The sequence below is a fragment of the Rhizobium sp. CF080 genome (assembly GCF_000282095.2).
Classification (GTDB): Bacteria; Pseudomonadota; Alphaproteobacteria; order Rhizobiales; family Rhizobiaceae; genus Neorhizobium.
Window position 1 is genome coordinate 32,728 of the sequence record NZ_AKKC02000004.1, and the last position, 13,419, is coordinate 46,146.

Here is a 13,419-nt window from a genome sequence, read left to right on the forward strand (position 1 = left end):
GCAATCCCAGAAGTTGCGCAGCTGGATAATTCAATCGGCCTAAAACATTGATGTCTAATGCTTATGTGCGACCAGCGTAAACTCAGGGTATACCCCTGCGTTACATGCCGACCGTTACAGACTGCGTCGTAGCATCCGGGTTGACGGCGCCTATTTGTAACATGGTAGCTTCGGGCCTAAAGCTTGAGGTAAGACATGGCCCGCATCGGTTACGCCCGCGTCAGCACAATCGATCAGGATTTACAAGTGCAGGTCGACCGCCTTCGGAGTGAAGGCCGCGAGATATCTAGTCAGAGAAGGTGTCGGTCGGTGGCCGCGAGGGGCGGACCGAGCTGGAACCGTAGCGGGGCGCATTCATCAAGGTGATCAGCAGTTCCGTCATGCAGGCTCCACCCGCAAACGGATCTCGAAACGTTCACCGGACTGACCAGGAATGCGCGCAACCGGCGAGGTGAAGCGCCGAAAAGAGTTCGGAGGCATCAAGCGTGGCAATAAGGGCAGCCGCAGACTCCGCCGCAAAACCGGTGATCGTCAGCATGTCTCCGTCGATTGCGATATCCGTCAGCCAGGTGTCATCCGGCAAAATTTGGGTTAGTTCCTGGTTAATATAGATAAGGCCAGATAAACCGGCTCTTATTCATTCGGCCCGCGCACTGCCCATGAAATAACCTCAAGGCGATAAGTTATATTTCCGATAGAATTCTTTGTCCTCCCAATCCTCTCTGTAAGCGTTCTGAACGGTCATCGACATATCCGAGATTGCTAAGCTCTTATTATTGTTGAAAAGCTTCAGTAAGCGTTTTTTTGCGAGGGCGTCAAACTCAGGCCATTGAAACTCATGAACAACTAATTCAATTAGCTCTCTTGGAACGCTTCCATCGTCTAGCCCGTAAGCGTCAGTTTTTTCGAAAGTAATTTCGACCTTCTTCAAAAAAGACGCCTTTAGAACCGTTTCTGCTCTAAGCAGTTCGACCACCTGAAACATTGAGCATTCAGCCTGATCGATGCCAAAACCACTCGCAAAAATCCGCCGACAATTCTCCACCAATATATCCAGTAATTTCGTAGAGTATTCAATGTCCATCAAAACTCCTTCTCCCGGTACCTTCCGGCAGCATTGAACCCGGCCCGCTCGAATGCAGCAATCGCAGCATCTTGTGCGCCTTGCCCCGAAGGGCGATAATGACCGGATACATTGTCAATCGATCGGAGCTCACCTTTAGCAAAACGTGCTTCTCCTGCGGCACGAACCGCCGCTCCTCTGGCGAGATTGATATGGGCAGACTTTCCTAACACCAATTGGCCAGATTCAAGAACAACATACTCCATTCGCCCGCTATAAGCGACGTTACGAATTTGAGCGGAAGGAAACACATTTGGTGCTGCGATACGATCGGCGGGAGCTAGATTGCGAAAAAGTTGCCCGCCTTTCGGCGTTTCATTCAACGCACCTCTTTTCGATGTATTCGGAGCTTCCGGGGCGGCTTTGATAGCACCTCTAACCGCGCCTACCTGGGCCGCACCTAGTGCTGCTTCGACACCCGCCTTGGCGTATTTTCCCTCTTGGTAGTCTTTATATGCATCATAGAACGCCTCAACACCTGGAACAGTTTTCAGTCCAGATGTCGCGGCCATTCCGACGCCATCGCTAATACTATCGGAGTCACCACCGAACCAGTTGTCGAGCCCATAACTTTTTTCGTCGTCACGTCCACCGATATTTTCTGGTGAACCTCCATCAATCCCCGATCCGTAGCTATGCCCATTGGGATCACTATTATTGACAGGATCGTTCTGAGCATATGCGTATCGGTTGGTTCCAACGCCTTCGAGAGTCGGATCCCAGTCGTCGGGGGAGATGAATCGTGCGTCGGCGGTGGGTGCGAATGGAGCGCCCAGCATGGCGCCGATAAGTAGCAGGCTGAGGACGCGTGCAAGGAACGGCCGGACGAGAGAGCGCATCGAGGATTTCCGGGTGCGAGAGTTGGAACGGTAGCTTGGGTGTGGCTTGGTTGGTAGGCGAGCGACCTTCTCGGCCGCTCGCCTGGGCGCTCTGACTACCGGTCGGATGCTGTTGGAGCCGTGCCGTTGGCGGATGTGGGAGATCCGGGTTTGGCGATGGCCGCGGGCACAAGCCTCATGATCGTCTTTGCCTGCCGTTCGCCATCGACTTCCATGTCTGCCTCATCATCCTTTTCGATGAAGCGTCCGAAGGCCGGGTCGTAATATCTTGCGTTGAGATACATCAGCCCGGTTTCAACGTCGAAGCGTTCGCCGATATAGCCCTTCTTCGTCTGCATCGCCGGATTGGTGGTTTCCCCATACGCGGCATAGCTGGTCTGTTCGGCAACATTGCCCGCAGCGTCGGTGACCAGCCGCACCGACGACAGGTGGTCGCGATGCAGGAAAAATTTGCTGGTCGCACCGGCGGCCGTGGCGACGACCTTGATGTCGGGATGCGGATAGTAGGTATAGACCTCCGCCCCAGGCGTGGTGCGGTCGATCTCGATATCGGCTCCGGCATAAAGCGTCTTGCCAAACGCCCAGTTCTTCATCACCCGCGATCCGTCCGGACCATAGGAGAAGGTCACCGTCGATCCGCCTTGGGTGACGCTGGCAAGCTGGTTCGACCGGTCCCACACGAGACTGCGGGTGCCGTCCGAGACCATGTTGCCGTTGGCGTCGTAACCGATCGGCTTCGTCCCGATTTTGGTCGCCGCATGCGGGCGCACCGCCGTGCCCACCGGATAGGTATAGGTGCCGGCGATCCGGGTGCGCGACAGGAGATTGCCGCTCGCCGAATAGCTATAGGTCTCGTCGAGTGCATTGTTGCCGGCATTGTCGGCCGAGGTCAGACGGTCGAGGTCGTCATAGGCATAGGTCCAGTTGTCGGATGTGGTGAGACCAACGATGGTCTTGATCCGCCCCAGCTTGTCGCGCGTGTACTGATTGTCCATCAGCACCGTGCTGCCCTTGGCTGTCGTCACCCGCGTCAGCCACCGGCGGGTCGGCGAATAGGCAAACGCCGTCGTCACCCCGTTGGCATAGGCGATCGACTTCGTCTGGCCGTCCGCCTCGTAAGTGGCGGCACTGATATAACCGGGCACCGTCAGCAGCTTGTTGGCGGTATTGTAGGTCCAGGGCGCCGCCGACGTGCCGACTGGGATCGAAGCTGGCACCGCAGCCGGCGTATAGGCGATCGACAGCGTCTGCTCGGACTTGCCCCTGGTCTCCACCGTCGTATGGGTGATCCCATCGATCACTGTCCTGGTGGTCAATACTGTCGTCGAACCGCTCAGGCTGCGGCTAAAACTCTGGGTCGCCGCTGCGTTCACCGACTTCGTCAAAAGCCCGATATTGTGGAAGGGGGCCGATCCGACGCCCGCATCCGCCGTGTCATAAGTATTGGTGGCCGTCACCGCGGCGGTGGTCTCGCCGGCCGCCTTGACCTGCTTGGTGAGAAGCCGGCCCATCTGGTCGTAGGAAAGCGTCGTCACCGCCCCACGCCCATCCGTCTGGCTGACCAGCCGGTTGGCATTGTCGTACGTATAGGTCCAGGTGCCCAGATCCGGATCGCTGGCCGAAAGCCGGTTGCCCAAAAGGTCGTAGGTGTAGGTCCACACAGCACCGTCATTGTCGCGCACACCCTTAAGCCGCCCCACCGCGTCATAGCTGCGGTACTCATTGACCCAGGCCCCGGAGAGCTGGCCGGAGGAGGTCAGGATCACATTGTTGTCCTTGTCCGTGAACGAGCGATGTTGCCTACCGCTACCGCTGCCGCTGTCTCCACCAGCACCGCCTTCACCGCCGGTGCCACCCCCCGTGGAAACCGGGGCGCTCCGCCGGGCAATACCGGAGTGGTAGCCTGTTAGAAGAACTTCGTCAGTGTAAGGGACTTCGTTCGCGGCAGTGGGATCGCGGAAGTAGGTATAGCCGTCAGTGTGGGTATAGCCGGTTGCCGTTCCCGCCGCATTGTACTGAGCTGCCGTGATAGTGATGGTGCCCGCTGCCGCTCCGCTACTAGCGACCCAACGGAAAGCGTAGGAAAAAGCACCAGAGCCGACCTGCCAGCGGTGAAAGCCGCGTGCCATTGCCAGATACATCCAGCTATCGTCCGCGTTGATGTAGTAGCCGGAAGCCGGATCACGAACGCCGGGGGTCGTACCGTTGCCACCCGTCTCACCCGTGCCACCCGTTCCGTTGCCGCCCGTGCCGGCATTCCCCTCCTCGTCCGTGATACGGACTTCCATCACCGGCAGATTGCTCGAACCCGTGAAGGCAGTCGTCTGAACCAGATAAAGATAAGTCCGCTGCGAGGCGTCCGGGTTGACCGTCTTCACCACCCGGTCCTGCCAGTCGTAGCTATTGACCGTCCATTGCGCCGTCTCATTGGCAAAGCGGGCAAACGCCGTCTGCCACACATTGCCGCGGGCGTCATAGCTCGTATCGGTGATGCGCCGCTGGCCGCTCGCCGTCTCGCCCGGCGTCTGCACCCGCCACGGCCGGCCGAGCCCGTCATAGAAGGTCCGGATGTGGACATCGCCCGTCCCAGTGCTGAGCGGTTCGTAGACCGTCACAGACTGAAGCGCCGGATTTCCTTCGTTGTCATAACGGGTGTTGACGTATTTGCCGGTGCCCGAATGTGCATAGTTGAAAGGCCGGCAGAACGGGTCGTAGGTGAACGTCTCGGTCACCCCGTTCCAGTCCACCTTGGTCGCCGGCTTGCCGCACACCACATCGTTGGTGAAGGTCGATACGAACCGCGCATCCGCCGGCTGGCCGCCGGTGGCAAAGTACTTCGGCGCCCGCTCCTTCACCGGATAGAGGTGATAGGCCGCGTCGTAGTCCCACTCCGTGCGGCTTCCCGCCCCATCCACATGCGACAGCTTGTTCCCGTAACTGTCATAGGTGAAGTACTCGAGGTAGGAAGCCGAAGTCGGCTCGACCGAACCGTAGGACCGCAGGATCGTCAGATTACCTTTGGTCGGCGGCGCCGCATTATCCGTGCTGCCATCGTAATACAGGGCCTGATGCTGCTCATAGACATCCGTGGTGGTACTGAACCCACCTGAACGAACATTGCGTTGCCGTGGCAGCGAAACGATATAAGCCGTCGTGTTCGGCGCATAGGAGGCCAAAGTCCAGGTCTCATCGCCGGTCAGGTCCTTGCGGCCGAAGTCACGGATCTGGGAGATATTGCCATAGGCATCAAAGGCCCGCTCTTTGCGCAGGACAAGCGGGGTTCCAGTCTCGTTCAGCGTCGTTTCGGTGGCGGTGTTCAAGGCCTTATACGGCTTGGTGGTGGCATTGACCGAATAGGTCTCGGCCACCGTCTTGGAAGCGGTGTTGGCACCGTTGCGCAAGACCGTCTTCTCGGGCAGCCCGTAGCTTGCCAGATCCTGGCGATAGGTCGTCTCGACCACCGGACGCGCCGTCTCGCCATTGGCCAGCGGCTTGGTCATGGTGATCGTCTTGTAGCCCAGGAACTTGCGTGCCTTCGGGTCGTACAGCCCGCCCGCATAGGCATAGTCGGTCGAAGCCACCTGCCCGCGTCCGTCATCCACCCGCAACTGCGTCACCGCGTGCAGAACCTGCGGCATGAACGTGTTCGTCCACCGCGTCGACGGCGTATAGTCGACGCTGACCGTGCCACCCGTCTCCAGCTTCACAGAACGCAAAAGGTTCGGGTTGCCGGAGCCAAATTGCGAGAACATCGGATTATCGGAGCCTGATCGCAAAAGATCAGGCAGTCCGTCACCGTTGAAGTCGCCAGAAACGCGAAAATTTGACGGCAAAGCGTAGTTCGACGGCAGAAGCTGAGATCCAGCGGACACAAATCCCAAGGTGAAAACCGTGCCATCGTGGTAGATATCGACCTTGCCATCATTGTCAGCATCACGAAGGGCCGTTTCCAGGCGCCACGGGAAACTGCCGGCAAGCAGTACAAATCCCTTGCCAGTCGAGAGCCAGATCTGCGCCGTATAGTCGGTATCCCCACTCCCTCGTTTCGATGCACCCACCAGATCCGTCGCGCCGTCCCCATTCAGATCACCCAGCGCGCAGACGTAGAAATTGAAAGTCGTAGGGTAACAATTTGCCCCAATCGGAAAGGCAACCCAAGCTCCATTGATGAAGCGATACGCCGATACTCCGTTGTTGGTATCTACGTACCCCTGCCGGCCGTTTGCCGCAAAGTCACCCATTCCTGTGATCCCACCCCCCACGATAATATCGACGCCGTCGCCGTCATGATCGAGGGTCGTTACCGATGGCGGCTCGGAAGATAGGCTAGGCTCTTGATAAAACTGCGAACAGACTGCCGCGTAGCAGTCCGACAGACCGCTCGGTGAGATCATCGCCTTTCCGCTGTAGTATTCAGTTGAGTCTCCCCAGGCGGGCTTCGAGTACGTATAGGACACCGGAACCTCTTTTACCGCGCCGGCAGAGAACCGCCCGGCCACCAAGGGAAACACCCGTGAGTTGTCGCCCTGTTGATGAAGCCGTCTCAGATCGACCGAAGCGGAAAGCGCTCCTACCCCGTCTTTGTTAAATTTGTAGAGGTCCCAAAGCGTGGTGGTGCCAGCGTCTTCCTCTGAATACCGTTCGACATGGGTAGTGATTTGCAGTTCATCCCTACCGTCGGAATCGAAGTCCACGGCAAATTCCTGCGTAGGCTGATACAAGTCGCAGCACGGGCGTTGCGGTTGAGCATAATATCCCTGCTGGTAACTGATCACCAGGTTGTCATAGGTCATCTGCCTTATGGTCTTGACGGTCGGTCCGGTGATGACGCCAGCCGATGAGACGGTGGCATCGCGGCCGTAGCGGTCGACCTTGGTCAGCCTCGACGTGTTGGAGAACGGCGCCTGGTCGTAGGTCAACGCATAGGCCGTGCGCAGGGCAGTCCCCACCTTCACGCCGACCGTCTTGATCCGCTTCTTGGTATAGGAAAGACCAAGACCGTTGGCCATCACCAGAGAGTCCGGACGGTCCTCGTAATGGAAGTTGACGCTCATCCCGCCATAACTGACCACCGACGGATAACATACCGGCAGGTCCGGGCAGGTATAGCCGTAGTTCACGACGTTGCCGTTGGTATCGGTCACCGACGACAGCAGGAAGCGGCCGTCGTGCTGCACGTTGTAGTCCGGCGTGCCCGATGCCGGCGTGCTGCCGGCCACCGCCATCACCGACTTGAACAGTGACACCGTGCCGTCCCGGTCGGTCACCGTCCAGGTATTGGCCGCCGCATCGAAGATCACCCGCTTGAAGTTCTCGTTCTCGGTCACATGCGTGCCGCCCACCGAGCAGGAGGCCGCCACCATGCCGGTGGCGCACGCAACCAGTTCCTCACCGTTCAACAGGTAGACGTCCTTGGCATCGAAGGCCGGATAACCGTAGCCCGGTGTCGCCCGCTCGATCACGTCGAAACCGTCGAGCCCCCAACCATAACCGAGCCAGCCCTGGTAGAGCCCGCCCAGCCGCGTCTTGCGGGCCGAGTTGTAGTTCAGCGCAATCTTCGGCTCCAGGCCACGAAAGCCGGGAACGTCGAGTTCGATCTTCTGGCTGAAGAAGCCATTGCCGCCGATCTCCGGCAAAGACGGTCTTGGCGGCGCATTGACCGCCGGAGCCTCCTGACCGGTTGCAGCGGCCGACGCCGCCATGGCCGACATCGCCTCGGGCTCCAGCGCACCATCGGCATCCTTGCCCTTGGCATCCGCCGTGCCGGATTGCGTGTCTTCGCCCTCTTGCTTATCGGCCGGCTTGCCAAGCGCGGTTGCGCCAGCCTGGCCGGACCCGTCCTCGGCACCCGTGGCACGACCACCAGCGGCCCCGGCCCCCAAACCTTTCCCCTGCGGCTTTCCAAGCCCCAACGTCCGGTCCACCGCCCGATCGTTCGAGGACGCGCCGGTCCCTGATCCTGCCCCCGGTTCAAGCACCTCAGTCCCCGGGACACTGCCGGAACCAACCTGGCCTGCCGTTCCACCAAAGCCGGACTGCCCAGCCCCAGCCCGGCCGGCGGAGCCGCCACCGAGACCAGCGCCGCTGCCAAATCCAACCGGCCGCACACCCTGCTCCGCCGCCAGCGCGCCATGCCCCAGCAGCCCGTCGACAACCACCGCTCCCGTCACCCCACAAGAAAAAACGCAAAGCGATACCGTGGCGGCAAAAGCCGCAAAACCAACCCGACTGCTACGCATGAGCCCCCTCGAAGCGAATCAATTCGTCATCAAAAACACGACGCATCCTAACGGCGCACAACCCACCCAGTGCAACCGTTTTGTGAACCCAACAACAAAATATGAGAATATGACACAGGTATATTAGAAATGCCTCGCAGACCGCGAAGGAGATTGAACCAAGGCTCGACCACCAGGCGCGATACCGCCCGGCAAGTCGCCGGTTGCGGCGCGCCATTGCGACGGCATTCCCGCATAATCGCGGCGCGGCTCCGAGCCGGACTTTGCCGACACCCTACATGAATATGATTCGACGGTAGATGTTGCCACGCGTCGAGATTCCTCCCACGCGCTCTCGTCCTCGATACGGCCGCCAAACCGGTCGCCACCGCAATGCGTTTCAGGGCCAACTCGAACGCCAGCTGCCGGCCTGGCGGGGTGGAGGCGCATCGAGTATAAATCCGTCGTGCTGCTTATCGCCATAAATATCCACCAAACCGCACGCGTTGTCGACCCATAATACGTCCGATAATCTTGCATTATCGGCCATTCAGGCTGTTATAAGAGAGATCGCAAATCATCGGACAAAACAGCGGAATTACTTCTGAGTTTGCCTGACACGGTGAAGCTTCTCCCCTCCTTCCAGCCTCAGTCCAAGCTCCGCTTCAACTCGTGTTGCCGCGTCAGCTCGGCCCGCTGAACGTGATCGACGATGCCAACGACAGCCTTTAAACGATCGAGGTTGACTGCGCCCTCCGGTCCAAGCCGTAAGTTCTCCGTTCTTAGGTTGCTGGTGGATCTTCATCCGCCCTGACCCGTGGAACGAGGCGAGAAAGTTCAATTCCGAAAATGGAAGATAGGTTGCTATGATTCCACCCTCTTGCCTCAGTGGGCTGATATTGCATGAGCCGATGATCACCTTATTCAAAAAGTGACCCCTGACTGCCCGAATTTCGACGTGCGAGTCTCGACTTCGGGTTCCCCCAGCGTACGTTAACAGTTTTGGCAAACGGGTGAGCCCGACCATCATCCTCCGAATCCACACGCATTCCGAAAATGCGTTCATGTGCGTTAACGCAGCTGCGTCAACTATACTCCTGCCCTGTCCATAAGTTCTTTCAGCGCCTCCGGATAGGACATCCGGTTCCGCTCGCAGAATTGCAAAAAGCGATTGAACGTCGTGATCGACGGGCGGATGTTGAGGTTGGCAGACGGTTCGGCGGGCCGTCGGCGCGTCAGCTTCTGGACCGGCTCGCGGGTTACGAAGCCGTGGCGCTCGCCGATTTCGTCAATCTTGCGGTCTGAAATCACAGGCTCAGACCCAGTGTCCGGTTTGATATCGGCAAGTTTACCGAAGCCAAGGTTCTTACCAGTCATGCTGCAGCCCTCACGCTAGCGACGAGATCGACAAGTTCCTCAGAGAGCCGCAGGGCATTGTCCCTTGCCGCCGGTAGCCCGTTTACGTCGGATGGATCGAGTTCGGCCAGGTCGAGCTGGTAATAGAAGAGCGCCTTGTACGCCGATCGCTCGTACAGGTGATTGCGGAAGGTGGGCACCTCCCCTGCCGTAAGCTGGCCTGTAATCTGCTTCTCGAGTTTGGTGGCGATCGCCGGCGACGTCCTCGTGAAGAGGATGCGGTACGGGATCGTCTTCTCGAACGCCTGCTCCTCCTCTTGAATGAGGTGGATGGCTCTCGCTGCCAGCTCAGCGTCGGTCGGGCTGGCCTGAATGGGGATGACGACCAACTGAGCCCTGGCTAACGCCCGAGACATCAGCCGGCTGGCGGTGCCTTCGAGATCAACGAACACGAACTGGTATTTCCTGCGATACTCGTCGAGCTTCGCGGTGATGGTACTTTCGGTGATGGTGCCATCGACGATAACGGGATTCTTCGAGGCTCCGCGCCTCCACCCTTCGATCGGCCGATTCGGATCGCAGTCCAGAACGACGACGCTGGCGCCCTGCTGCGCCAGCGTGGTTGCGAGAACGAGTGTCGTCGTCGACTTCCCAGCCCCGCCCTTTGGGTTCGCAACAGTGATGACAGGCATGATTCCGCCTCTGGTTCGTTGATGGTGGAGCCGCATGATGCGCCGAGATGCGTGCTTAGCGTTAACATGCTTCATGACGGCTTTCAATGCGTCCGCGTTAATATGCGTCAATCATGACGCATATTAACGGCGAGTTCAATCAAATCGAACGAGGAGGATTACGGATAAGCAATCTGCAGATTGCGGTGCGGAGCAACGGGCTAGAACGCGACAAGGCGCATTTGCGTCAATTCACGTCAACGCGCATTGACGCGGTTGCGTCACATCTTGCTGTGCACCATCGCTGCTTTCGGGTCATCCCAGCAGCACCACATTTCGGCTGCTATACTGGCCGTGGGGCCTCAGGGTATACTCCCCGCATAGACCCACCCGATGTCCGTGATATTCTCGCGATCCGCATTATCAAGCAAACCAGAACCTGCGTGCAGGCGAGCCACGCGGTCAAGGATGAAGACCGATTCGGACCGGGGCTCCACGGTAGGCTCCAGGCGGCGCCCGTCGCAGCAAAAATCCAGCGACCGGCCGAACAAGGACACGCGGCACTCTGCGTCGCGGCGATGTTGGGTTGGGGGATGGAGACAGTCGACGAATTCAGAAACACCCGCCAGGTACAACGGCAAACCTGATCCAATCATGAGCCCACAGCACGTGCGCGACGGCCGGCTGACGATCAGGCCAGGCAAGACATCAAAATCAAGCGGCGTGACGGTTCAGATCCCGATCCTTCAGGAGCTGCAAAAATCCCTCGATGCACAGACCCCCTAAGCAGATGGCATATATGGTGACGGAATATGGCAAGCCGTTTTCCGTCAATGGGCTTGGCAAGAAGATTCGCGAATGGTGCGATGAGGCAGGGTTATTCCATTGCACCACGTACGGACTGCGCAAAGCGGGCGCCATGATCGCAGCCCAGAATGGCGCGACCGATGATGAACTGATGGCTATCTTTGGATGGACGACCAAAAAGCAGACGACGCTTTATACCAAGCAGGCGAACCGTAGAAAGCTCGCGGCAGGCTCCATCCATAAAGTTGAGATCGGAACGATCTGCCGATGACATTGTCCCACACAAAACCGAGTTGGAGAAAGCGGGACAAAAATCGGCATAAAATCAAGCAAAATCAATGCTCGAAAAATGGAATGGTGCCCAGAAGAGGACTCGAACCTCCACACCCTTTCGGGTACCAGCACCTGAAGCTGGCGCGTCTACCAATTCCGCCATCTGGGCGACGGAGAGCCATGTACGGGTGTGACCTTCCCCTGTCAACTGGCTTTTTGAAGTTTCCGTGCCAGTCGCCAAAAAACCTTCATGGATCCGTCATAACGGCCTCAGGCATCGCCACTTTCGGACGCCTTGCGGTCCACGTGGCCAAGGTCGCGACTCGGCTCGATCACGTCGCGCACCCGCTGCTTCAGCTCCTTGGGGCCGGGAAATCCCCCGTCGCGCTTGCGTTCCCAGATGAGCTCGCCATTCACCTGGATCTCGAAATTGCCGCCGGTGCCGGGGATCAGCGCCACTTCACCAAGTGCGTCGCCAAAAGTCTGCAGCAGCTCCTGCGCCATCCAGCCGGACCGGAGCAGCCAATTACACTGGATGCAATAAAGAATCGTAATGCGCGGTTTTTCCATCATGTTTTGCCTTCTACCCAAGTCAATTCGGTCTCACAATAATGTCAACCAGAAAGGTCAAGTTTTTGAACGCACGCATCTCGACAGGGAGACCGCGAACGTCAATTTGGAGCTACAGCGACGATAGTCGCATCGCTTTTATAGAAAGAGGTTCTATGGCTCTTCAATCCACCACCCGCTCCCGCCTGATCATTCCGGCACTCGCCCCTGTCTATACCTCCGCCCATGAGATCGTCGAGACGATCCTGCGCGTCGCAGCCGGCCTGCTGCTCGTCACCCATGGCTTCGGCAAGATCACCAACCCGTTCGGCGCGGTCGGCATGGTCGAAAGCCTGGGTTTCTATCCGGGCGTCTTCTGGTCCCCGCTGCTCTCCGCCACGGAATTCTTCGGCGGCATTCTCGTCACCATCGGCCTCTTCACCCGCCCCGCCTCCTTCGCGGCGATGATCGTGCTGCTGGTCACCGTCTATTTCCATGGCATCGCCCAGAACCAGGGCCTCGCCGGCGCGGAAAAGTCCATTCTCTGGGCGGCGATTTTCCTGTTCTTCGCCCTGCGCGGCGGCAATAGCCACTCGGTCGACGCCCGCCTCGGCCGGACTTTCTAGGTTTTCCGGAAGGGCTGTGCCGCTCCAGGCTCAGCCTTTTCCTTCGAGCGCAAGCCGCACCACCGTGCCGAGATCGGCCTCGGCATATCCGAGCGCCGCGGCATCTTTGAAGCTCGCGCGCGCCGCCTCGATGGCGGGCGTTGCAACGCCGAGATGCCCGGCAAGATCGAGGACCACGCCCATGTCCTTCAGCACGCCGGAGACCGGAAACCCCACCGCCTCGGTCTCGCCGAGAATGACCGGAAGCCGCGACCGCATGGCCGGGCTCGCAGCCGGGCTGCCGGACAGGATCTCGATCATCTTGTCACGCTCAAGCCCCGCCCTGCCGCCGACTTCTACGGCTTCCTTCATGATCTGCCACAGCCCCATCAGCATCATGTTGTTGACGAGCTTTGCGGATGCACCGTCGCCCAGCTTGCCGACGTGATGAATGCGGTTGGAAAGCACCTCGGCGATCGGCAAGAAACGCTGAAAATCCTTCTCCCCGCCGCCGATATAGAGGCCGACCGTACCCGCGAGCAGCATTTCCGGCCCGCCGGAAATCGGTGCGTCGAGAAGCGCCGCCCCAGCCTTGCCCATCGCGTCCTGATGGGCGCGCAGCGTGTCGGGGCTGACGGTGCTGGTATCGACGATGAGTTTACCGGCCAGATCGGCGTCGGCGAGCTCATCGAGCACGGCGTGCACCGCCGCATCGTCGAGCAGGGCCAGAATGACGATATCCGAAGCATAGAGAAGTGCCGCCAGATCGACCGAGGCGGCGATCCCAATGGCCGCAGCCTTGTCCGTGGAAAGGCCGCTGCGTGTCCATCCCGTCACTGCAAAGCCCTGCGCCGCAAGGCGTTTTGCCATGGCGCTGCCCATCCGGCCGAGCCCGACGATACCAATGCGCTCTTTTGTCATGCGTTTGATCCTGCTCATGTCGTGTTCGCCAACTTTAAAGCAGAACATGGCGATCTC

General features: G+C 59.0%; 11 protein-coding genes, 1 tRNA gene and 1 pseudogene. 4 read left to right on the top strand and 9 right to left on the bottom strand.

Annotated features, from left to right (window positions below):
- Window positions 1-195: 195 nt before the first annotated feature.
- Window positions 196-335, top strand: a pseudogene (locus tag PMI07_RS34780) (recombinase family protein); the annotation flags it as partial.
- A gap of 80 nt (window positions 336-415) precedes the next feature.
- On the opposite strand, the gene PMI07_RS33960 reads toward PMI07_RS34780, so the two are convergent.
- From PMI07_RS33960 to PMI07_RS07305, 6 genes are all read right to left on the bottom strand, one after another.
- Window positions 416-637 (bottom strand): PilN domain-containing protein, encoded by a 222-nt coding sequence (locus tag PMI07_RS33960; RefSeq protein ID WP_081760662.1) that lies wholly within the window; start codon window positions 635-637, stop codon window positions 416-418.
- A gap of 33 nt (window positions 638-670) precedes the next feature.
- A complete protein-coding gene (locus tag PMI07_RS07285) occupies window positions 671-1,084 on the bottom strand; it encodes a hypothetical protein (RefSeq protein WP_007758477.1) in 414 nt (137 codons plus the stop codon).
- The gene (locus PMI07_RS07290; protein WP_024163648.1) at window positions 1,084-1,962 is read right to left on the bottom strand and encodes an RHS repeat-associated core domain-containing protein; all 879 of its coding nucleotides are present in this window, start codon (window positions 1,960-1,962) and stop codon (window positions 1,084-1,086) included. Before PMI07_RS07290 ends, PMI07_RS07285 begins: the two co-directional genes overlap by 1 nt.
- 95 nt (window positions 1,963-2,057) lie before the next feature.
- On the bottom strand, window positions 2,058-8,201 hold the full coding sequence (locus PMI07_RS07295) for a toxin TcdB middle/N-terminal domain-containing protein (RefSeq protein ID WP_024163649.1): 6,144 nt from the start codon (window positions 8,199-8,201) through the stop codon (window positions 2,058-2,060).
- Window positions 8,202-9,269: 1,068 nt separating this feature from the next.
- Entirely contained in the window at window positions 9,270-9,557 is a 288-nt protein-coding gene (locus tag PMI07_RS07300) for a hypothetical protein (protein WP_007763670.1), read from the bottom strand.
- Window positions 9,554-10,228, bottom strand: coding sequence for an AAA family ATPase (locus PMI07_RS07305; RefSeq protein ID WP_007763674.1), 675 nt, complete (start codon window positions 10,226-10,228; stop codon window positions 9,554-9,556). The genes PMI07_RS07300 and PMI07_RS07305 overlap by 4 nt, the downstream gene beginning before the upstream one ends.
- A 113-nt stretch (window positions 10,229-10,341) precedes the next feature.
- Between PMI07_RS07305 and PMI07_RS34785 the strand changes: the two genes are divergently transcribed.
- Together PMI07_RS34785 and PMI07_RS07315 are read left to right on the top strand one after the other, a co-directional pair.
- Complete coding sequence (locus PMI07_RS34785; RefSeq protein WP_155956410.1) at window positions 10,342-10,854, top strand: hypothetical protein; 513 nt, start codon at window positions 10,342-10,344, stop codon at window positions 10,852-10,854.
- A 152-nt stretch (window positions 10,855-11,006) separates the two neighbouring features.
- Entirely contained in the window at window positions 11,007-11,285 is a 279-nt protein-coding gene (locus PMI07_RS07315; protein ID WP_007763680.1) for a tyrosine-type recombinase/integrase, read from the top strand.
- Window positions 11,286-11,369: 84 nt separating this feature from the next.
- Here PMI07_RS07315 and PMI07_RS07320 read toward each other — a convergent pair.
- Together PMI07_RS07320 and PMI07_RS07325 are read right to left on the bottom strand one after the other, a co-directional pair.
- Window positions 11,370-11,456 (bottom strand) — tRNA-Leu (locus PMI07_RS07320).
- Between the two features lie 101 nt (window positions 11,457-11,557).
- Window positions 11,558-11,860, bottom strand: coding sequence for a SelT/SelW/SelH family protein (locus PMI07_RS07325; protein WP_007763681.1), 303 nt, complete (start codon window positions 11,858-11,860; stop codon window positions 11,558-11,560).
- A gap of 152 nt (window positions 11,861-12,012) precedes the next feature.
- On the opposite strand from PMI07_RS07325, the gene PMI07_RS07330 reads away from it, so the two are divergent.
- Window positions 12,013-12,462 (top strand): DoxX family protein, encoded by a 450-nt coding sequence (locus PMI07_RS07330; protein WP_007763683.1) that lies wholly within the window; start codon window positions 12,013-12,015, stop codon window positions 12,460-12,462.
- A 30-nt stretch (window positions 12,463-12,492) separates the two neighbouring features.
- Here the strand turns inward: PMI07_RS07330 and PMI07_RS07335 are convergent, their stop codons facing one another.
- On the bottom strand, window positions 12,493-13,410 hold the full coding sequence (locus PMI07_RS07335) for an NAD(P)-dependent oxidoreductase (RefSeq protein WP_007763686.1): 918 nt from the start codon (window positions 13,408-13,410) through the stop codon (window positions 12,493-12,495).
- Between the last annotated feature and the right edge of the window lie 9 nt (window positions 13,411-13,419).